Source organism: Pseudocoprococcus catus, assembly GCF_019734885.1.
Lineage (GTDB): Bacteria > Bacillota > Clostridia > Lachnospirales > Lachnospiraceae > Coprococcus_A > Coprococcus_A catus.
Window position 1 is genome coordinate 59,589 of record NZ_JAAXCM010000031.1, and the last position, 21,499, is coordinate 81,087.

The window sequence follows — 21,499 nt, forward strand, 5'->3', positions numbered from 1 at the left end:
AAGATATATTCATCGGATAAAAGGACTAAAAAGCTATTTGGAAGTCTATACTACTATAAAAGAGTTGGCAGCTGTCTGGAAAGACAGCGGAAAGGATAGAAAAATGATAGCTTTATGTAAGTTCCTGTTTCTATTTGTATTCGGCGGCAGCATTTATTATGGAATTGAAATTTTTACAAGGGGATTTTCACATTGGAGCATGTTTGTTCTGGGCGGCATCTGTTTTATTTTGTGCGGACTCCTCAACGAGAAGCAGCGGGGCAGATATACGCTGCTGCAGCAAATGTTTTTGTCGATGCTGATGATCACTTTTCTTGAATTCTGTGCAGGGGTGATTCTGAATCTGTGGCTGAAACTGGATATATGGGATTATAGCCGGGTGCCCTTTAATCTCTATGGACAGATCTGTCTTCCATATGCAGCTGTCTGGTTCGTATTGAGCGCGGCAGCGATTGTAGCGGATGATTATTTGAGATACTGGCTGTACAAGGGAGAAAAACCAAAATATAGGTTGTAGATTGTAGATAATATTGTTATTTTAATATCAATATTTTGGCGAAAAAAGCACTCTACCGTTATAAAAATTATCATTAGCGGAAGGACGAAAATAAGAAAAAATATTTCGAATGCGTATAATTCGCACGCACACTGTATGTTTCGCTTTTGGCGTTGCAAGATAGTTGACCTTTTTATAAAATCATGCTATACTAAAAATTGTTAAAAAAATATCTTAATTGGTTCAATAAGTTATAGGGAAAATTTGTAGAAGGAGGATACGATATGGATTATAAGAAGCTTTATGCGTCAAAATTATGTACAGCCAGGGAAGCGGTCAAAGTTGTTACCAGCGGAGATTGGATAGATTACGGCTGGTGTACGGGACATCCGGTAGCATTGGACCAGGCATTGGCGGCAAGAATGCCTGAACTTGAAGATGTGAAGGTTCGAGGCGGTATTGCATTGTGGCGTCCTGCTATTTTTGATATAGAGAATCCTGCGGCGCATTTTAGCTGGAATTCCTGGCATATGTCGGGAATTGAACGTAAGGCAGTGAATGAAGGATTTGCCTATTATTCTCCGATCAGATATTCTGAGCTGCCGCGTTATTATGCGGAGAACGTGCAGCCGATTCATGTGGCGATGTTTCAGGTAGCGCCGATGGATGAACATGGGTTCTTTAATTTTGGACCGAGTGCCTCTCATATGGCCAGCATGTGCAAACGTGCACAGGTTATTATTGTGGAAGTTAATCACAATATGCCGAGATGTCTGGGAGGCTTCAATGAGGGTATTCATATTTCACAGGTTACACATATAGTAGAAGGAGATAATCCACCGATTGCTGAGATGGGTGCCAGCAAGGCGACAGAAGTAGATGAAGCAGTGGCTAAGCTCATCGTGGAGGAGATTCCGAATGGTGCATGTCTTCAATTAGGTATCGGCGGCATGCCGAATGCGGTTGGTTCTATGATCGCTGAATCCGATCTTCGTGACCTGGGTGTTCATACAGAGATGTATGTGGATGCCTTTGTGGATATTGCCAACGCGGGTAAGATCAATGGATCACGCAAGAATATTGACAGAGGACGTCAGGTATACGCTTTTGCGGCAGGTACGAAGAAGTTATATGACTACATTGACAATAATCCTGAATGTATGTCAGCACCGGTGGATTATACGAACTGTATACAGTCAGTTGCCGCATTGGATAATTTCATTTCCATTAACAATGCAGTTGACATCGATCTCTATGGACAGGTCAGCTCAGAAAGTTCAGGCACAAAGCAGATCAGCGGTGCCGGCGGTCAGCTGGATTTCGTATTAGGCGCTTATCAGTCAAGGGGCGGCAAGAGTTTTATCTGTCTGTCTTCAACATTCAAGGATAAGAATGGCGTTCTTCAGTCAAGAATTCGTCCGACATTACATAATGGATCAATTGTAACAGATACACGTGCCAATACACATTACGTTGTTACAGAGTATGGTAAAGTCAATCTGAAAGGCATGTCCGCATGGCAGAGAGCGGAAGCGCTGATTGGCATTGCCCATCCGCAGTTCAGAGATGAACTCATTGCAGAAGCTGAAAAGATGCATATCTGGAGACGGAGCAATAGAATTGGCTAATTAAGTCATCTCGATGACATACCTTCCTTATGGCTGCAGACTTATACTAAGAGGGTCTGCAGCTTTTTATGTAATAGGATTGACAAATATTCGCTGGTCTGCTATCATTTATATAAGTTTTATGTAACGCATTGTTTTATAGATATTTTGCAAAAGAGATGCTTGAGAACGATGACAGCATGTAGTGCTATCGATTGGAGGTTCTGAAGCTATTTTTTTGTGCATATACAGGAGGTTTGAAGATGGAACCAGTGAGATTTGAAGAATTAGGAATAGATGACCGTATTTTAAGAGCTGTAACAGAGATGGGATTTGAAGAGGCAACACCTATTCAGGCTAAGGCTATTCCGGAAGTGATGACAGGTCAGGATATTATCGGACAGGCACAGACCGGTACAGGTAAGACGGCTTCTTTCGGTATCCCGATGCTGCAGAAAGTGGATCCGAAGAACAGGCATGTTCAGGCAATCGTTCTCTGCCCGACGAGAGAACTGGCAATCCAGTCAGCAGATGAGATCCGTAAGCTGGCGAAGTTTATGCATGGCATTAAAGTACTGCCGATTTACGGTGGTCAGGATATTGTGAAACAGATCCGTTCCCTGAAAACCGGTGTTCAGGTACTGATCGGTACACCGGGACGTGTGATGGACCATATGAGACGCCATACGATTAAGTTGGATGATCTGAAGATCCTTGTACTGGACGAAGCGGATGAAATGCTGAATATGGGCTTCCGTGAAGATATTGAGACAATTCTTTCCCAGACACCGGAAGAACGTCAGACATTACTTTTTTCAGCAACAATGCCTCAGCCGATCATGGAAATTGCCAGAACTTATCAGAAGGATGCCAAGATTGTGAAGGTTGTGAAGAAGGAATTGACAGTTGCCAATATTGAGCAGTACTATTATGAAGTGCGTCCGAAGAACAAAGAAGAAGTGCTTTCAAGACTTTTGGATATTTATAATCCAGCACTCTCTGTTGTATTTTGTAATACAAAGAGACAGGTGGATGAGCTGGTGGAAGGATTAAAGGGCAGAGGTTACTTCGCAGAAGGTCTCCACGGAGATATGAAGCAGCAGCAGCGTGACCGTGTGATGAATGGTTTTCGCAATGGCCGTACAGAGATTCTTGTTGCAACGGATGTGGCTGCCAGAGGTATTGATGTAGACGATGTGGATGCGGTATTTAATTATGATCTTCCTCAGGATGACGAATATTATGTGCATCGAATCGGCAGAACAGGCCGTGCAGGCAAGAATGGTAAGGCATTTACATTTATTACAGGCCGTGAGTTCTACAAGTTGAAGGATATTCAGCGTTACTGCCGTACAAAGATCATTGCAAAGCAGGTGCCTTCATTGAATGATGTGGCCAATGTCAAGGCAGATAAGATTTTTGAAAAGGTAACAGGTATGATCGATGAAGAAAATCTGAAGCCTTATATCAGTATGATCGAAGACAAGCTTGAGAAAGAAGATTATACAACACTGGATCTTGCAGCAGCATTTTTGCGAATGGCACTTGGCGATGACGATAAGAGTGTTGAAGTTGATGATTTTGGCGATACAGGTGCTGAGGACGGTATGGTGCGTCTTTTTATTAATATTGGCAAGAATCAGAAGGCAAGACCGGGTGATATTCTTGGGGCGATTGCCGGTGAGACAGGTATTGCAGGCAGTCTGATCGGTACCATCGATATGTATGACAAGTACACATTTGTTGAGGTTCCGAAGGAATATGCCAGGGATGTACTGAATGCGATGTCCCATGCACGTATCAAAGGCCGCAATATTAATATTGAGCCGGCCAATAGAAAGTAATATATCGAATTTGACAGGTGCCTGACAGCAACGATTCTTTAAAGTGAAAGTGGTGAATTGAATATGAAGACAAATGATGAATACGAACAGGGTATCAATGAGTCAGGACAGACACAGGTACATCCGGATGTGGTTGAATATGTGGCGGCACACATGCCGGATATGGATGATCTGATCGATGTGGCCGAGTTATTTAAAGCCTTTGGTGATCTTACAAGATCAAAGATCATCTGTGCACTGGCACAGTCGGAGATGTGTGTCAGTGATCTTGCCGTACTGCTTGAAATGAACCAGTCAGCTGTATCCCATCAGCTGCGTATGCTCAAGCAGGTGCGTCTGGTAAAGACGCGAAGAGACGGCAAGGTTCGCTATTATTCATTGGCAGATGAACATATTCAGAAGTTGTTTCAGGTTGCTTTTGAACATATCATGGAAGATTAATTGTTGGTAAATAATGGAAGTTGCATAAAAATTTCATTGATTTTTCCAAAAAGAACGTGCTTTTTGCCCAAAAAGATGTTATACTATACATACATTCAAGTCGAGGATATGAAAGACTTGGCGCAGAATGAGGGACTTCTGTGCAGGCATATTCCGGATAAGGATTTCTGCGCAGACCTAAGGTATGACATAGGGAAAGTAACGGGGGTTTGATCTTTATGGTTAGCGCACAGGTGACAATTCATACACCACATGGTCTTCATCTTCGTCCGGCAGGAGAGCTGGCGGAAGAAGCATTAAAGTATCGCTGCAGAGTTTCTCTGGCACATGGTGATAAGGAGATCAGTGCGAAGAGTCTTCTTGGTATCTTAAGTCTTTGTATCAGACAGGATACAGAGATTACCGTTGTCTGTGACGGCATGGACGAGCAGGAGGCTTTGGAAGGCATGGTTCAGTTTATTGAACACTTATAAAAGAGAAGACGAATGGATGAAACTGGAAGGGCAGTCGCAGGACTGCTCTTTTTGTTTTATCAGGGAAAATTTGTAAAACAGACAGAAAGGATGGGATTTTTATGAAAGAGTCATATGCAGAAAATGAAGAAGTATTTGCGGATATTGTGATCAGCGGGCGTATATTTGACTGCAGCGGAAGGCAATTATCAGATCATGTTCGGTAATCCTGTGATGATGAAAGAGGGTGAACCGGCGAATCTGACAGTGTATGATGAAAGAGTAGAATCTTATTCGGAACTTGATCAAGACCAATCCAAGGTATTGATGAAAATCGAAGACGGGAAGATTGTCTATAGAAAACGTCATCCAAACAGATAGCAAGTGTCAATTGCATGGAATATCATTTCTTATGCAACGAGAGGGAATACGTCTGGCCGGATTATTGGTATAAAAATAAAAAAGCCCTGCAAAAGGCTTATAAACAGAGGGAGGCCGGATGGCTATTGGGGAACCATCCGGCGAATGTTATGAAAAAATCAAACTGCATAGTAATCATCTGCTTGATTACTATGACTTTATTATAATCGAAAAATGTGTTCAAATTATGTCTGTATCATAAAAGAAATATAAATTTTATTAACAAATGTTATTTTTTTGAAGATGCTTCCTCCGAATTGGATGGCGAATCTTGTTTTTTGTGGCCAAAAATCCTGTACACCAAAACATAACTGTATAAGATGACTGGAATAATAACTGTACAGAAGATAGAAGCTTTGAACAAATAGGTGGCATTCGGACTGTCGGACAGAGCAAAAACCACAGTTGAACCGTATAGTGCCACAAGCAGAATAACGGCGATCAGCGCAAATATTTTTTTTATTTTCATAGGTATTTCCTTTCCGGAAGCAATCGGTGTTCCGTTTTGAGTCATTCGAAACTAACATGTGTGTTTCTTTAGGTATTGTATAACAGCCATCTTTTGTAAGTCAAGAAAGATCTGGGGAAAAAAAGGAAAACCTCCGGCAGCTCGATTGAGAAACCGGAGGTAAAAAAGGGGAGGATAAGTAAATTATCTTTTGTATCTGGGGGATAATTCTGATCAATATCGATCAGAACAATAACAGTATATCCACAAAAGGATAATGTTATACATCAGAAGAGTTGATTTGCAAAAAAGATAATGCTACAATAAAAAACAGCGTGAATAAAAATAATACAGCCAGCAATTGGGGCTGAGAAACGTGCAGCTGAAATTATACAGCGAATGATAAGAAATGATAAGATAGTAAGAGCAGGATGATTTATGAACGAAAGATTTACATTGGAGAGTACAGTAACAGAAATAACAGAGAATGACAGGGTCAATAAGAAATTGCCCATTTTTTTTGATCTTGAATTATGCAGTCAGGTAAAATGGCCCTTTTCAAAAATGAAATTAAAAAATATGATGAAGATGACGAAGTTTCCGGGACAGGACCTGGTGGATGCGGCAAATTTTATTCTGGAAAGGCGGGAAGCCGGAGATAAAACAACGATCCCAATCTGGCGGGGATTGCCGGATGGCGAGGCAGAGGCGGCAGAACATACGGTTTTAGTTCCGTTTGTGTCTGATAATGAAGACAGACCAGCCGTTATCATCTGTCCGGAATGGGAGAATGGCCGGCAGAAAATGATGGAGGAGGGGGTGAAGATAGCAGCAGGCATTTCAGAAATGGGGTGTCAGGCCTTTATTCTGAATCTGCGGGAAGGCAGTGAGGCTGATGATATGGGACGTGCGATCCGTTTTGTCAGAGCCAATCATCAGAAATTACATGTCCTTTCCGATCAGGTTGTATTGATGGTTTTCGGTGAGATGAAGGTGCCTGCACGAAAACTCTATTTTCACAGTAAGAGAGTGAAGGATGTGACCCACCGTTATGATGCATTGAAATGTGAGCCGGAAGCACTGTGGATTATCGGACAGCCGGATGAGGATGCAGATAAAGATGGAATTTTCTTCTGTGGAAGGGAAGTGCTGTCCACGGATGAAGGAAAGCAGTGGCTCCGTGAAAGAATCATTCGTTCTTGCAGGTTGATCAAAGACATATAGTTATTATTAAATGATAATGATATGGAGGAGCATTGCTATGTCAGACCAGAAAATCGAGAACTTACTGAATCTGGCAGCAGGTTCTACAAATTCAGAAAAGGAAAAGTCGGAGAATCTCGGTGTGGGCTTTGATCCACAGACTGATACATGGGAGATTATTGTGAAATATACCGGGGATATTCTGGCACTTGAAAGTCGTTATCCCGGGATACGGATCGTACCTTTACTTGGTCAATACGCCATTGCAACAATCAGGCAAAACCAGTTGGAGGATTTTTCAAATGAGGAAACAATTACCTACATTGAAAAATCCAAACAGCTGGTTTTTGCTGTTTCTTTGGGAAGAAGCGTTTCCTGTATCAACTCTGTGCAGGCACCGCCGCTGCAGTTGACAGGAGAGGGCGTTCTGACAGCCCTCATTGATTCCGGGATTGATTATACACATAGGGATTTCAGAAATCCTGACGGGACAACGAGGATCCATGCACTATGGGATCAGAGCGTTCAGGGTATGCCGCCGGAAGGATATGACAGAGGTGTATTGTATACAATGGAAGATATTAACCGGGCACTTTCAGCAGAAACGACGGAAGAGAGAAAAAAGATTGTACCAAGTGAAGACAGAAATGGGCATGGAACCGCGGTGGCGGGCATTATGGCAGGAAATGGTAACAGTTCCGGCAAAATCAACAGAGGCACAGCGCCGGGAAGTGAGCTGCTTGTGGTGAAAATGGGAACAGCAAATCCAAGGGGGTTTCCAAGAACAACAGAATTGATGCTTGGGCTGGATTTCGTTATTCGTGAGGCAGTTCGGGTGGGAAAGCCTGTAGCTGTGAATATCAGCTTTGGCAACAGCTATGGTGCCCATGATGGTGAATCTCTTCTGGAGTCTTATATCAATGCGGTATCTCAGATGTGGAAATGCAGTATTGTCATTGCGGCCGGGAACGATGCAGCTTCTGCAGGGCATTTTTCATCGGTGATGATATCCGGCCAGAATTTGAATGTCGATATCAGCGTCAGCGAATACGAACCGACATTGAATATTCAGATTTGGAAATATTATGGAGATGAAGCCGCTATTGAGATTATCAGCCCGTCAGGGGAGAGCAGCGGGGCAATAAAGAAAATACTCGGTACACAACGTTTCCGTCTTGGTGATACAGAGATACTTTTGTATTACGGAGAACCGACACCCTATTCTTCAGATCAGGAAATCTATATTGACCTTGTTCCCCGGGAGCAATATATCACAGAGGGAATCTGGACCATTCGGCTCCTGCCGGGAAAAATTACCAGAGGGAATATACAGATGTGGCTGCCGACCTCAGGTATTTTAAATAGAAATACCGGGTTTTTGCGCCCGGATCCTGATCTGACCATTACAGTGCCCGGAACTGCGGAAAAAGCCGTAACCGTAGGTGCTTACAATGCGTGGCTGGATGATTATGCGGATTTTTCAGGGAGAGGTTATATCGGAGCTTTTGGGCGAGTGAAGCCTGAGCTTGCAGCACCGGGGGTGAATATCACCACAACAGCGGCCGGGGGCGGTTATACGGTGGTATCAGGGACTTCATTTGCGGCTCCTTTTGTAACAGGATCGGCGGCATTGTTGATGGAGTATGGTATTGTGAGGAAAAATGATCCGTATTTGTATGGGGATAAATTAAAGGCCTATTTACTGGCAGGGGCAAGATCACTGCGTGGTATCAGTGTTTATCCGGATGTTCGAGTGGGATATGGGGCCTTATGTACAGCCAAAAGTCTCTCTCATATGTGAAAGCTAAATATATGCAAGTGGCATGTTATTGAGAATACTACATTTTTCCAACAATTCAAGGGGGATCATTTTCTCTGTTTTTTCATTCTGTTCTTTAGAGAATCGTGAACTAAAAGATATAAAATATCGTGGTCTTCGGAAATGGGCTGTTTGGAGTCTTGAATATTGTCGATTATTTCTGATCGGAATCAATTCTATTTTTAGCAATTGCCTCTTTTCTGCTACATAATCGTATAAGCTGTCGGGTTCAGTATTTGCCCGACAGCTTATTTGTTTATAGGGACTGTAAAATCATTTCAATCATTTTTTCTGAGTCAAGGGGTTTGATCAGATGACCGTTCATACCGGCTTTTTGACTCTGGCTGATACTGTCTGATGTGCATTGTGCGGTCATGGCCAGAATAACAACTGACTGTGCATCACTTCTTGAAAGTGCGCGGATTCTTCGGGTTGCTTCAAGGCCATCCATGACAGGCATCATGATATCCATCAATATAGCATCAAAGCTGCCGGGATCGGAAGCTTTGAACTGGTGGATGGCTTCCTGCCCATTCCATGCTTTGGAGACAACGGCACCGTGATCTTCAAGATAAAATTCAGCAATCTCCATATTGATGGCATTGTCTTCTACGATCAGCAGGTGAAGTCCTGACAATTCCCGACCTTTCTGAATCTCCGGCAGAGTGCTTTCTGCTTCAGAAGATGGATATTTGGAAGATGAATCAATCCGGAGCGGAAGTCGGAAGGTGAAGGTCGTACCGACGTTAAGGGTACTTTCTACCTGAATCGTTCCGCCCATTTTGTCGATCAGTGCTTTGACGATGGACATACCAAGACCGGTGCCTTTGTATTGTGTGCGGGCATCCGTTTCTTCCTGAGTAAAAGGCTGGAACAATTTTTCTTTTATGAAGGACTCAGATATACCAATGCCGGTATCCCGGATCATAAATTCATAGACTGCAGTTGTATCATCGAAAGAAATTTCGCTGGCATAAGTATCAATGCTTCCGCCCGGCTTGTTGTATTTGATGGCGTTGCTGAACAGGTTAAGCATAATCTGGCGGATTCGAAGTGGGCTTCCCACCAGTCGGATATGCTGTATATTCTTCTTGTGAATATGATAGGTGATCCCGCGTTCGATCATCTGGGCATCCACAAGGGAAGAGACTTCTGACATCAGTTCCTGCAGATCAAATGGTATCTGTTCCAGATCTTCATGTCCCGATTCCAGTTTGCTCATATCCAGAACATCATTAATCAGAGCCAGAAGATGACTGGATGAGAGATGAATTTTATTCAGACAATCATCAACCTTCTTTTCGTCAGAACGGTTTTTGCGGATGATTTCAAGCATACCCATAATGCCGTTGATCGGTGTGCGGATATCATGGCTCATACGGTTCATAAATTCCGTTTTGGCCTTATTGGCTGAATCCGCTTCCTCGAAAGCAACTTGCAGGCGCTCTTTTTCCTGTTGTTCTTTTTCGTGAAAAACAGATGTATTCCTGAACAAGATCATACCATGGACTACGGGGATTTCACGATTGGTTTTCTCGTCATAAAGTGTATCCTGAGACATCAGAACCATTTTCTGAAGCCATACCCAGTTGCCGTCGGCTGACTTTTCCCGGTATTCGACGGTGATCTGTTTGGAACCGGTACGAAAACGTTCCAGCAGTTTTTCGGAGGAATCAACAATCCGGTAATTCTCCATTGTTTCTTCAGAAATATACTGGCTCCGGGCCATGCAGTATTCATTGTAAGAGCAGGGCGGATGAATTCCGAAGCTGAAATCATCTGCAGCGGCATGATAGAAAATCTTCTCCAGCTGATCATGGGTGAGGTCAACATTGTAGACGGCTTCTGCCGTTTCCATCAGGGCATCAACATAATTGCTGTTTTCAATAATGGACTGCTTCATCTGTTCGTAATATTGTGTCAGCTGGCGCTTCTCGTTGTCAAGGCTGTCTGCTTTCTTGTGAAAGCTTTCAAAGCCGAGAATAAAGTGGTGGAGCTGTCCGGCTGCATCGGCGTCTGCAAACAAAATTGTCAGCCGACCCCGGTGTACAGTGCCGTCTTTGTGGTATTGATACGGTACTGAGAGATGACAGTCAGAGCCGGAAAGCTGAGCAGCGATATTGGAAAGCTGCAGTGTCTGCCACAGAGAACGGTGGGTGCCGTCATCTGTGAGATTTTGAACGATCTGTTCAACAGCACCTGAATAACTGCCGTTATCTGCAAGAAAGAAATTAGAGCTGGCACGAAGAATGGTATACTGATCCAACCGGGCATCACAGTAAATACAGTCAGAAAAGAGATATCCCTGGGTATTGATCTGGTTCAGAAGACGATAGTGCAGCTTTTTGACTGCCGCAGCTTCTTCAATCCTGGCTTGGTTCTTGTCAATATACATATTCTTGTCGGCATGGATAAACAGGTCACGCATGGTACAGGTGTCATAATCTGTGGATAATGCATATCCCGCAGCATAGCTCAGCGGCATCTCCGGATGCAGTGTGGAATAATCATCAATGTACTGACGGATATCCTGAAGACACTTTTGTATGTCGCTGTGGGTCATATTATGAAAAATGGCAATGAACTCATCACCGCCGTCCCTTCCGACAAAGTGCTGCGCCGGAATCGCTTTTCGAAGCTGGATGGCAAAGGTGCGGATATATTCATCACCCTTATCATGACCGAGATTATTGTTGATGTTGCGCAGATTATTCAGATCAAAAACGCAGACAGCAACGGAAGAAGCAGTATCCACAGCATCCGGTGCATTCAAAATCTCTTCGCATTTATTCTTGTTCGGCAGACCGGTGGATTCATCCAGATAAACTTTGCTCTGGAGGACCCTGTTCTGTGCAGCATACTGCAGTGCTCGAACAAATTCAGCAGCGATCAGCAGAATAAGCAAAACGATATCCACCAGTACGATACGCTCCAATTGGTTAAGAGAGGAGGCCAGACGCTGGGAATAAGCTTCTGCCAGACCGGTGGCTGTATCACATATTGAAAAGAAATACTCACTCTTGCTGATGATGTCTGTATTCTCATAACCTTTTTCACGGACCAGTTGGATCTCCTGCTTCAAATCCTCAAAGTAAGTTTCCAGTTCCTGCATTTTATTCTGAAAAGCTTCATCATTGAGACGGATAAGATCCAGGGAATCACTTCCGTTTCTCAGACCGTCGATATAAGAGGTAACTTCTCCAATCAGTTCATCCTGAGGCTGTCCATCATCTTCAAACTTGATGATGCGCTGTGTGCACCCCCGTACAAGTCCGGAGTAATTGACAATCCTTGCTGTTCCCTGGATGCGGCTGACAATAGACATAATAAAAAAGAAAAGGATAATCAGTATTAACGTAAAAACGGACATTAAAAGACGAAATATATATGAGGCTTTTTTGTTGGAATGTTTTATCATTTATAAACTCCATTTCAATCCATATTTTTCAGCATTAGTTCCATTTTAACATAGTTTACCTTTTTTTGAAATCATTTCGGTGGGTTTTATTTCCCGGAATAGGAAAAATGCTTGAGAAGTGGGTGCGGGTATGTTAAGATGGGTATGGTATAAAATATGGGAAAGAATTTCCCGGCAGGATTTTCAGGAGAGTCCTGATGAAGAATATAAGAATAAAATACATAAGGCAGGTGAGACACATGGTAAATATATATGAGACAGAAGGCGGAAAGCTGAACGCTTTACAAGACTTTGAAGAGGGCTGTTGGGTCAAAGTAACAGCTGCAACCATGTGGGAGATGGAGCCTGTCGCGAAGAAGTACAATATTGATATTGAAGATATGCGGGCCGCATTAGATGAGGAGGAGAAATCCCGTATTGTTCTGGAGGATGACTATACACTGGTGCTGGTAGATATACCGGCAAGTGAGATCCAACATGAGAAGAAGGTCTATACAACTATTCCTCTTGGTCTGATCCTTGCGGATGGTGCGATTATAACTATATGCAGTGAGGATACACCGATACTGAATACCTTTATCAAGAGCCATGTCCGTTATTTTTCAACGAAGAAGAGAACACGTTTTGTCTATCAGATTCTTTTGAATTCAATGACGACTTATCAGAATGTGCTTCGTTCTGTTGATAATCGCCGTCTGGCTATCGAGGCACGAATCGGCGAGGAGAAGGAAGACGAGGCGGATCTGGTGGAGCTTCACGATCTGGAGTCTACACTGGTCTATTTTGAAACCTCTCTGCGAGCTGCAGGCATGGTTATTGACAGACTGCGCCGCTACAAACACATTCCGCAGTTTCCGGAGGATGAGGATCTTCTTGAGGATGTACAGGTCGAGAACCGGCAGGCTATAGAGATGGCGACGATCTACAGAGAGATCATCGATGGTACCAGCGAGCTGATGTCCAATGTTATCAACAACCGTCTGAACAATACGATGAAGTATCTGACTTCCATTACACTTGTTATGGCTGTGCCGACGATTATATCAGGTTTGTACGGAATGAATGTAGATACGGTTGGTATGCCTTTTGGTTCTATGAAAATGGGATTTGGCATTATATGCGGTCTGACATTTCTGCTGTGTCTGTTTATTTTATGGATCCTCTGGAGAAAACGCATGCTGTAGTATTTTATTCTGTATTGATATTTTGTTTGCAGAAGTCATCCGTGAAACCGGATGACAATGACCGAGGAGGTGTGAAAGCTTGGCATTAGATGACAAGAACATAAGAAAGAAAAAAAATCTGCAAAGTGACCGAGGTTCTGAGAAAAACCGTATTAAAAATATAACAAGTAAAGTCCACCCGGAATATGCGGCTTCTTCGAACAGGAAGCGATCATCCCGGGAGCTTAGTGAAGAAGAGAAGGAGAAGCGGGCACAGATTGCTGAGGTACGCAGAAGACGGCAGCATCAGGAACGCCGCCGGAAGATCATACAGCGCAGGAAGCGACAGAGAGCATTGAGGATCATTGCTTCCTGTTTAATTGTAGTGGCACTGGTTGTCACTGTTTTTATGGTTAAGAACTACAACAGTGGGTCAAGACATGACAATAAAGGCCTGAATGCCTATGAGAATGGGGATTATGAGACAGCCGTCAATGAATTCAAAGAGGCAATATCCTATGACGGCAATAATGCGGATTATTTTGTCCATCTGGGTATGGCGTATATCGAACAGAAATCTTATGATGAAGCCCTGGGTTATTTTAATCAGGCCGAGAGTGCAGCAGAGAGTGATGATCAAAAGGTCAATCTGAACCGCGGACGGGGAATTGCCTGTCTTTACCAGGGAAATTATGAGGATGCAGTGAAGTGGTTCAATGAGGCACTGGCAGTCAGCAGTCAGAGCAATGATATCAGAATTGATACTTTATACTACAAAGCTGAAGCAGAGCAGAAGTCCGGGGATTATCAGGCTGCGGTACAGTCCTATGGCCAGATCATTGATCTGAAGGATGATGCGGGAACGAGAATGCTTCGTGGTATGGCCTACATGCAGATACAGGATTATGCATCGGCAGAGAAGGATCTGTATGCAGCGATTGATCAGAGCAGAAAGAGTTATTCCATTTACAGAACGTTATATAGTGCCCTTGAGGCACAGGGCAAAGATGATGAGGCAAAGCAGGTGCTGAATGATGCACTTGGTTTATCCGGCAGCAGCGGAGAAGACTATTTTAACCGCGGTATGATCTATATGGATCTTCAGGATGATACCAATGCCTCTGACATGCTGAACAAATCCTATGACAAGGGGTATAAGGCGGCATTGCTGGGGCTTGGCGAGATTGCCATGAACCAGAAGGATTATGATACAGCACTTGAAGAGTATACGCGCTTTTTTGATGAGGCGGATGTCAAGAGTCTGGATGCGTCACTGGCAGCTAAGGCATATAATGAATATGCCGTATGTCTGTTGGCAAAGGGTGATTATGAGAATGCAGCTAAGGCCTGTGAGAGCGGTCTTACCTATAATGATCGGGAATCAGATGAAGCTTTATCTTTTAACTTGATCATTACTTATGAACATCTGGAGAAATGGGAAGATGCTTATAATACGGCGAAGGCTTACGCCAGTAAGTATCCGGACGATGCCAATGGTCAGAAAGAGTACCTGTTCCTCCAGAGCCGCGTGACGCAGTAGCAGCCTGCGAACCTTATCATATAGTTTGAGAAATAGGAGAATTTATGGCAGATTTTTATGAGAATAAACAGGTAACAGAAGAAGTCATTCTTGTGGGTGTTGCTCTGGGAGAGACATCGGTGACGGATGAGTCACTGGATGAGCTGGAAGAACTGGCGAAGACAGCCGGGGCAGTGACTGTGGGAAGACTGATCCAGAATAGAGAGATGATCCATCCGGGAACTTATCTCGGCAAGGGTAAGCTGGAAGAATTGGCATTTCTCATCTCAGAGACCCATGCAACAGGTATCATCTGTGATGATGAGTTATCACCGGCGCAGATGGCCAATATGGAGGATGTGCTGGATATCAAGGTGATGGATCGTACATTGCTGATCCTGGATATTTTTGCCCAACGGGCCACAACCCGTGAGGGTAAGATTCAGGTAGAGCTGGCACAGCTGCGTTACAGAGCCACCCGTCTGGTGGGCATGAGAAATTCACTTTCACGTCTTGGCGGCGGTATCGGTACAAGAGGCCCCGGTGAGAAGAAACTGGAAGTGGACCGACGATTGATCAGAGAACGTATTTCACAGCTGAAGCGTGAGTTGGAAGATGTGAAGCGGCACCGTGAAGTGGCCAGACAGCAGCGTCAGAGAAATCAGATCCCGGTGGCTGCCATCGTTGGTTATACCAATGCCGGTAAGTCCACACTTCTGAACAGACTGACAGGTGCCGGTGTTCTTGAGGAGGACAAGCTTTTTGCCACCCTTGATCCGACAACAAGGAATCTGACACTGGATGACGGGCAGGAACTGTTGCTGACAGATACCGTCGGTTTTATTCATAAGCTGCCGCATCATCTGGTAGATGCATTCAGAAGTACACTGGAGGAGGCGAAGTACGCCGATATTCTGATCCATATGGTAGATGCCTCCAATCCTCAGGCAGAGATGCATATGCACGTTGTGTATGAGACCCTGGCGGCATTGGATATTAAGGACAAGAAGATTATCACAGTGTTTAACAAAACGGATCTGATCCAGGATCAGGAAAGTCTTGTCAGTCTAAAGGATTTCAGGGCTGACTATACAGTGACAGCTTCGGTGAAGCAGGGAACAGGACTGGATGCGCTGCTTTCGACAGTGCAGACGATTCTGAGAGCGAATAAGCTGCTGATCGAGAGGGTCTTTGATTATGCCCATGCGGGTGAGATCGCGGTGATCCGAAAGTATGGTCAGCTTCTGGAGGAACGTTATCAGGAAGACGGCATTTATGTGAAAGCCTATATTCCAAAGGATATTTATGCACGGCTGAGCTTTTAAGGCTCAGCCCTTGCTTTATGAACAGAACAGGTGCGTCTGCTGTAATGACTGATTACGCGTCAGTCAGGGTGTGCCGACATGTAAAAGGATTAAAAGGAGAAGAGAGAGGTATGATAAAGATTTTTATTGGCGCAATTCTGGCGCTGCTTGATTTTACAGTTACAAATGGTAGTATGAGATTCGGAATCCTGCCGGACTTCATTGGTTGTTTTTTACTTTATCTTGGTTTTAAGGATATCATGGCTGCTTATCCGAAGACATGCCAGCGACTGGCGACAGCAAGGACAACGCTGCTTGTATTGACCGCTTATTCGGCAATTCTTTATGTGATGGCGTTGACAGGGATCGGTGCGGATATTGCCTGGCTTGAGACGGCTTTATCTCTGATTTATTATGTGGTACTTTTTTATGTGCTTTATCTGTTTCTGCAGTCTTTATATGAGATTGAGAACGATGTGTCCGGTGATTTGAAGTTGGAGAAATTCAAGAGATGGTGGCGCTATATGAGCCTGTTTCAGGTGCTGATCTGTGTTTTGATCCTGGTACTTTGCTTTAGATCTGCTTCAGTGGAAATCTTGTTTGCTTATTATGTATGTGCGGTTATGGCACTTGTGTGCGAAGTCCTTTATCTGGTTCGATTAAATGGTGTTTTAAATACCTTGCAGCGCAGGCATTAGGAGGCATTGAATGTACAGAATATTGATTGTGGAAGATGATGCCGGCATTGCTGAAGCGGTCAGCGAGCAGGCGAAAATGTGGAATTTTGAAACACACAGTGTGACAAATTTCAGAAATGTCATGGCAGAATTTGCGGAATTTGATCCGCATCTTGTATTGATGGATATCGGTCTGCCTTTTTTCAACGGTTATTACTGGTGCGGTGAGATTCGAAAAGTCTCACGTGTACCGGTAATTTTTATATCCTCTGCTTCGGACAACATGAATATAGTTATGGCCATGAATATGGGCGGTGATGATTTTATTGCTAAACCCTTTGACCAGACGGTGCTGATTGCCAAAATGCAGGCGATGCTTCGAAGAACCTATGATTTTGCAAAGACAGGGCATGTTCTGCAATGCCGGGAGGCGGTTCTTAATGTAGATGATCATTCACTGACTTACAGGGGTGAACAAATTGCTTTATCCCGCAATGAATATGGTATTTTAAAAATCCTTATGGAGAACGCCGGTAAGATTGTCAGCCGGGAACGTTTGATGGAACGGCTTTGGGAAACGGACAGTTTTATTGATGACAACACGCTGACAGTGAATGTGAACCGTCTTAGGAAGAAGCTGGAGGGAGCCGGGCTGAAAGATTTTATTACAACAAAATTCGGTGTGGGTTATGTGATTTTTTCGGAGGAGAAAGGGCAGGAATGATGGAAGAAAAAATCAGTTTTGTGAAGTGGTTGGGACAAAAGAAAGGTCTGTTCCTGAAAGAGGGACTTTTTGCGGTTATATTTTTTGTGACCTTTGCCTTGTATCATCTGCCCCTAGCTGCGATTTTTTATCCGGTGTTGCTGTGCTTTTTTACAGGGATGCTTTTTCTTGTATGGGATTACAGAAAGTTTGCAGTAAGACATGAAAGACTGCAGCAATTGTCGGCGATGCCTTTTGATGTGGTGACGGATTTCCCGGAAGCAGTAAGTGCGCTGGAGACGGATTATCAGCAGATCATTGTTCACCTTCAGGATGGACAGCGCAGGATGAAGGATGAGATGTCTTTTCAATATCAGGATATGATGGATTATTATACTGTCTGGGCACATCAGATTAAAACACCGATAGCAGCTATGCGGCTGACTTTGCAGAATACAGATTCATCTTTATCAAGAAAGCTTTCTGTGGAGCTTGCCAGGGTGGAGCAGTACGTGGATATGGTATTGTGTTATCTCAGATTGGACACAGATACCAGGGATTATGTTATTGCTGTTTATGAGCTGGACGATATCCTGCGGCAGGCATTGCGCAAATTTGCGGGGCAGTTTATCGGCAAAAAGATTCATTTGGATTATCAGCCGCTGAATGCACAGGTCATGACGGACGAGAAATGGCTGCTTTTTGTTATTGAACAGATCCTTTCAAATGCAGTGAAGTATACACAGCAGGGCTGCGTGTCCATTTATCTGGAATCGCCGAAGACACTGTGTATCCGTGATACGGGTATAGGGATTGCACCGGAGGATCTGCCGAGAATATTTGAGAAGGGGTACACCGGGTATAATGGCCGAGCGGATAAAAAAGCCAGCGGACTGGGGCTGTATCTTTGTGCCAGGATCTGCCATAACCTGGGCCATGGTATTTCGGCTGAATCGGAACCGGATAAAGGGACTGTGATCAAATTGAATCTGAATACAGCGGAGCGTATGTTTGAGTAGAAAAGGAACAGCACTTCTTACAAAAGTGTAAGAAGTCTGTAAGGTCATTCGATGGAGCGGATGAAAAGAGTTTGATACAATAATCCTGTCAAAAGAAATGAACAAGTCATTCAATCAGACAGGAGGATTTTAAATATGAGTATTTTGGAAGTAAAAGGACTGAAAAAGACCTATACCACCCGTTTTGGCGGCAATCAGGTACAGGCACTGAAAAATGTGTCCTTTAGTGTGGAAGAGGGAGAATATGTGGCTATCATGGGTGAGTCCGGTTCCGGTAAGACAACATTGTTGAACATTCTTGCGGCACTGGACAAACCAACAGGTGGTACCGTATTGTTAGACGGCAGGAATCTTGCAGAAATCAGAGAATCTGCTATGGCAGAATTTCGCCGTGATAATCTGGGATTTGTTTTTCAGGATTTTAATCTGCTGGACACATTTTCTCTGGAGGATAATATTTATCTGCCGCTGGTCCTTGCGGGCAAGAATTACAGAGAGATGCATAAGCGTCTGGAGCCTATTGCAAAACAATTGGGCATCACGCAGCTTTTAAAGAAATATCCTTATGAGGTGTCCGGCGGTCAGAAGCAGCGTGCGGCGGTAGCCAGAGCACTGATCACACATCCGAAGCTGATCCTTGCGGATGAGCCAACGGGGGCATTGGATTCCAAGTCCTCGGATGAATTGCTGGATCTTTTCTCAGTAATCAATCAGGATAAACAGACCATCGTCATGGTAACACATTCTGTCAAAGCGGCCAGCCACGCGGGCAGAGTTTTATTTATCAAAGACGGTGAGGTTTTTCATCAGATTTATAAAGGACATCATACACGTCAGGAATTGTATCAAAAGATTTCCGATACGCTGACTCTTCTCACGACAGGCGGTGATCGGGCATGAGAAAATCTTTTTATCCGAAAATGGCCTGGTCGGGCATCAGCCATAACAGAAAACTCTATATTCCCTATTTTTTTACATGTATTGCCATGGTCATGATGTTTTATATTATTGACGCACTGAGTGTCAGCAGTGTTCTGGTCCGGATCCGGGGCGGAGAAACAATGCAGGGCATGCTGAATTTGGGGAAATGGATCATCGGTCTATTTACATTGATTTTCCTTTTTTATACAAATTCCTTTTTAAATAAACGGCGAAGCAGAGAATATGGTTTGTACAATGTCCTTGGTATGGATAAACGTAATCTGGCACATATTCATTTCTGGGAAACGGCCATTATTGCAGGTATTTCTCTTGTAGCGGGTCTTATATTCGGAATTGTTTTTTCAAAGCTTGCAGAATTGTGGATGGTGAATATTCTGAATGGTCAGACGGATTTCAAGCTGAGAATTGAAGGTTCAGCCATCAGAGAAACTATTCTGATTTTTCTTGTTATTTTTATCCTGATTCTGTTGAGTGCTTTAAGAAAAATGACCATGGCCAGTCCGATGGAATTGTTGAGAAACGAACATACCGGTGAAAAAGCGCCGAAGGGCAATTGGTTACTGGCGTTGGTTGGTATTGTGGCGCTTGCCATTGCTTATGGTCTGGCGGTAACGATTGAAGATCCGATTGAGGCTTTGACATGGTTTTTTGCTGCGGTTATTCTTGTTATCGTAGCAACGTATATGCTTTTTATTGCCGGGTCAGTAACTCTTTGCCGGATTTTGCAGAAGAATAAAGGTTTTTATTATAGGAAACAACACTTTATATCTATTGCCTCAATGAGTTATCGTATGAAGCGAAATGGCGCCGGTCTGGCTTCCATCTGTGTACTGAGCACTATGGTGCTGGTGATGCTTTCATCAACCATCTGTCTTTATGCCGGAGTAGAGAGCATTATGCGTGAGCGTTATCCGAGAGACCTGTCCTATGAGGTTCATGTCAGTGCGCCAAAATATCTGAATGAAGAAAGTGAGGCTAATTGGCGTCAGCTGATGGAAGAGACGCTTCACGAAAGCCATCTGACAGCTTCCGATGTTCTGGAATATACATCCGCTTTTTTTTATGGGAAGCTTGAAGGTCAGAATTTCAGAATGAAAGATGAGTTGATGGATATGGAAACGAATGAATCAACAGCTTTCGATGTCGATGAAGTTTATGTGGCGCCGCTCGGTGTATATAATCGTGTGACCGGAGAAAAAGAGACACTTGATACGGGTGAAGCGCTTGTTGCTGTGTATGGCGGTTCTTATGAAAATAATACAGACACATTATCCATTCACAATGACATTCATTTTAATGTAAAAAAGGTGATTTCAAATTTTAAGGCGATTCATATGGATGGTTCAGTATCAACGAAAGTTTACTATATTTTTGTGCCGAATTTTGATGAGGTGGCAGAAAAACTGGCTCAGTATAATATGGCTCAGTATATGACAGAAAATATGGAAAACGTCTATTTTAAATGCTATTACGGCTGCAATTTAGACGGTAGTGATGATGCACAGATGGCTGCAGAGGGTGTGTTAAATAATAAATTTGCTGCCCTTGATACATCACAGCAGGAAGGTATTAATTATGTCCGTTGTGAAAGCTATGCCTTTAATAAAGAGAGTTTTTACGGTACATTTGGCGGATTGCTGGTACTTGGCATTCTGCTCGGAATTGTCTTTGTCTTTGCGGCTATACTGATTATGTATTACAAGCAGGTGACGGAGGGGTATGAGGATCAGTCAGGATTCGTTGTTATGCAGAAAGTCGGCATGACGAAGAAAGATATCCGGCAGAGTATTAATTCACAGATATTGATTGTTTTCTTTGCACCGCTTCTGCTGGCAGGTTTGCATTTGCTTTTTGCTTTCCCGATGATTTCTAAATTGCTGTTGTTGTTTGGGCTGAATCGGACACAGTTTCTGGCAATGGTGGCACTGGGATGCTATCTGATGTTTGCAGTGTTCTATATTATCGTTTACAAAATGACATCCGGAGTTTATTATCAGATTGTAAGTGCCAATAACAAGTAAATT

The 21,499-nt window shown here is 43.6% G+C and carries 18 protein-coding genes; 16 read left to right on the forward strand and 2 right to left on the reverse strand.

All coding sequences use genetic code 11. The features are described 5' to 3' along the window. The first annotated feature begins 103 nt into the window (after positions 1-103). The 6 genes from HED67_RS08265 to HED67_RS08290 all read left to right on the forward strand — a co-directional run bounded on the left by HED67_RS08265 (position 104) and on the right by HED67_RS08290 (position 5,221). On the forward strand, positions 104-517 hold the full coding sequence (locus tag HED67_RS08265; protein WP_178438819.1) for a putative ABC transporter permease: 414 nt from the start codon (positions 104-106) through the stop codon (positions 515-517). A 263-nt stretch (positions 518-780) separates the two neighbouring features. Then, positions 781-2,124 carry a butyryl-CoA:acetate CoA-transferase gene (locus HED67_RS08270; protein ID WP_221718030.1) on the forward strand — a complete coding sequence of 448 codons (1,344 nt, stop codon included), beginning with the start codon at positions 781-783 and terminating at the stop codon, positions 2,122-2,124. Between the two features lie 242 nt (positions 2,125-2,366). Further along, entirely contained in the window at positions 2,367-3,947 is a 1,581-nt protein-coding gene (locus HED67_RS08275; protein ID WP_178438827.1) for a DEAD/DEAH box helicase, read from the forward strand. Positions 3,948-4,010: 63 nt separating this feature from the next. Further along, positions 4,011-4,388 (forward strand): ArsR/SmtB family transcription factor, encoded by a 378-nt coding sequence (locus tag HED67_RS08280; RefSeq protein ID WP_178438829.1) that lies wholly within the window; start codon positions 4,011-4,013, stop codon positions 4,386-4,388. 218 nt (positions 4,389-4,606) lie between these two features. Next, positions 4,607-4,861, forward strand: a complete 255-nt coding sequence (locus HED67_RS08285) for an HPr family phosphocarrier protein (RefSeq protein ID WP_178438833.1) — start codon at positions 4,607-4,609, stop codon at positions 4,859-4,861. Between the two features lie 165 nt (positions 4,862-5,026). Continuing rightward, on the forward strand, positions 5,027-5,221 hold the full coding sequence (locus HED67_RS08290; RefSeq protein WP_221718031.1) for a hypothetical protein: 195 nt from the start codon (positions 5,027-5,029) through the stop codon (positions 5,219-5,221). A gap of 268 nt (positions 5,222-5,489) precedes the next feature. Here HED67_RS08290 and HED67_RS08295 read toward each other — a convergent pair whose 3' ends face one another. Beyond that, positions 5,490-5,729, reverse strand: a complete 240-nt coding sequence (locus HED67_RS08295) for a hypothetical protein (protein ID WP_178438840.1) — start codon at positions 5,727-5,729, stop codon at positions 5,490-5,492. A gap of 417 nt (positions 5,730-6,146) precedes the next feature. Here HED67_RS08295 and HED67_RS08300 point away from each other — a divergent pair, with 417 nt between their 5' ends. Beyond that, positions 6,147-6,932, forward strand: a complete 786-nt coding sequence (locus HED67_RS08300; RefSeq protein WP_221718032.1) for a hypothetical protein — start codon at positions 6,147-6,149, stop codon at positions 6,930-6,932. 37 nt (positions 6,933-6,969) lie between these two features. Continuing rightward, entirely contained in the window at positions 6,970-8,712 is a 1,743-nt protein-coding gene (locus tag HED67_RS08305) for a S8 family peptidase (protein WP_221718033.1), read from the forward strand. 274 nt (positions 8,713-8,986) lie between these two features. On the opposite strand, the gene HED67_RS08310 is transcribed toward HED67_RS08305, so the two are convergent. Then, positions 8,987-12,148, reverse strand: a complete 3,162-nt coding sequence (locus HED67_RS08310; protein ID WP_221718034.1) for an ATP-binding protein — start codon at positions 12,146-12,148, stop codon at positions 8,987-8,989. 239 nt (positions 12,149-12,387) lie between these two features. Here HED67_RS08310 and HED67_RS08315 point away from each other — a divergent pair, with 239 nt between their 5' ends. The 8 genes from HED67_RS08315 (at position 12,388) to HED67_RS08350 (ending at position 21,496) form a co-directional block, all read left to right on the forward strand. Next, complete coding sequence (locus HED67_RS08315; RefSeq protein WP_178438866.1) at positions 12,388-13,332, forward strand: magnesium transporter CorA family protein; 945 nt, start codon at positions 12,388-12,390, stop codon at positions 13,330-13,332. A 79-nt stretch (positions 13,333-13,411) separates the two neighbouring features. Continuing rightward, a complete protein-coding gene (locus HED67_RS08320; RefSeq protein ID WP_178438870.1) occupies positions 13,412-14,851 on the forward strand; it encodes a tetratricopeptide repeat protein in 1,440 nt (479 codons plus the stop codon). A 44-nt stretch (positions 14,852-14,895) separates the two neighbouring features. Further along, positions 14,896-16,155, forward strand: coding sequence for a GTPase HflX (hflX, locus tag HED67_RS08325; protein WP_178438872.1), 1,260 nt, complete (start codon positions 14,896-14,898; stop codon positions 16,153-16,155). A 110-nt stretch (positions 16,156-16,265) separates the two neighbouring features. Beyond that, entirely contained in the window at positions 16,266-16,832 is a 567-nt protein-coding gene (locus HED67_RS08330; RefSeq protein ID WP_178438874.1) for a hypothetical protein, read from the forward strand. 10 nt (positions 16,833-16,842) lie between these two features. Continuing rightward, positions 16,843-17,535, forward strand: a complete 693-nt coding sequence (locus HED67_RS08335) for a response regulator transcription factor (RefSeq protein ID WP_221718035.1) — start codon at positions 16,843-16,845, stop codon at positions 17,533-17,535. Then, positions 17,532-18,533 (forward strand): sensor histidine kinase, encoded by a 1,002-nt coding sequence (locus HED67_RS08340; RefSeq protein WP_330656567.1) that lies wholly within the window; start codon positions 17,532-17,534, stop codon positions 18,531-18,533. Before HED67_RS08335 ends, HED67_RS08340 begins: the two co-directional genes overlap by 4 nt. A 135-nt stretch (positions 18,534-18,668) precedes the next feature. Further along, the gene (locus tag HED67_RS08345; protein WP_221718036.1) at positions 18,669-19,433 is read left to right on the forward strand and encodes an ABC transporter ATP-binding protein; all 765 of its coding nucleotides are present in this window, start codon (positions 18,669-18,671) and stop codon (positions 19,431-19,433) included. Next, positions 19,430-21,496: an FtsX-like permease family protein gene (locus HED67_RS08350; protein WP_221718037.1), complete on the forward strand. Its 2,067-nt coding sequence runs from the start codon at positions 19,430-19,432 to the stop codon at positions 21,494-21,496. Before HED67_RS08345 ends, HED67_RS08350 begins: the two co-directional genes overlap by 4 nt. Positions 21,497-21,499: the final 3 nt, after the last annotated feature.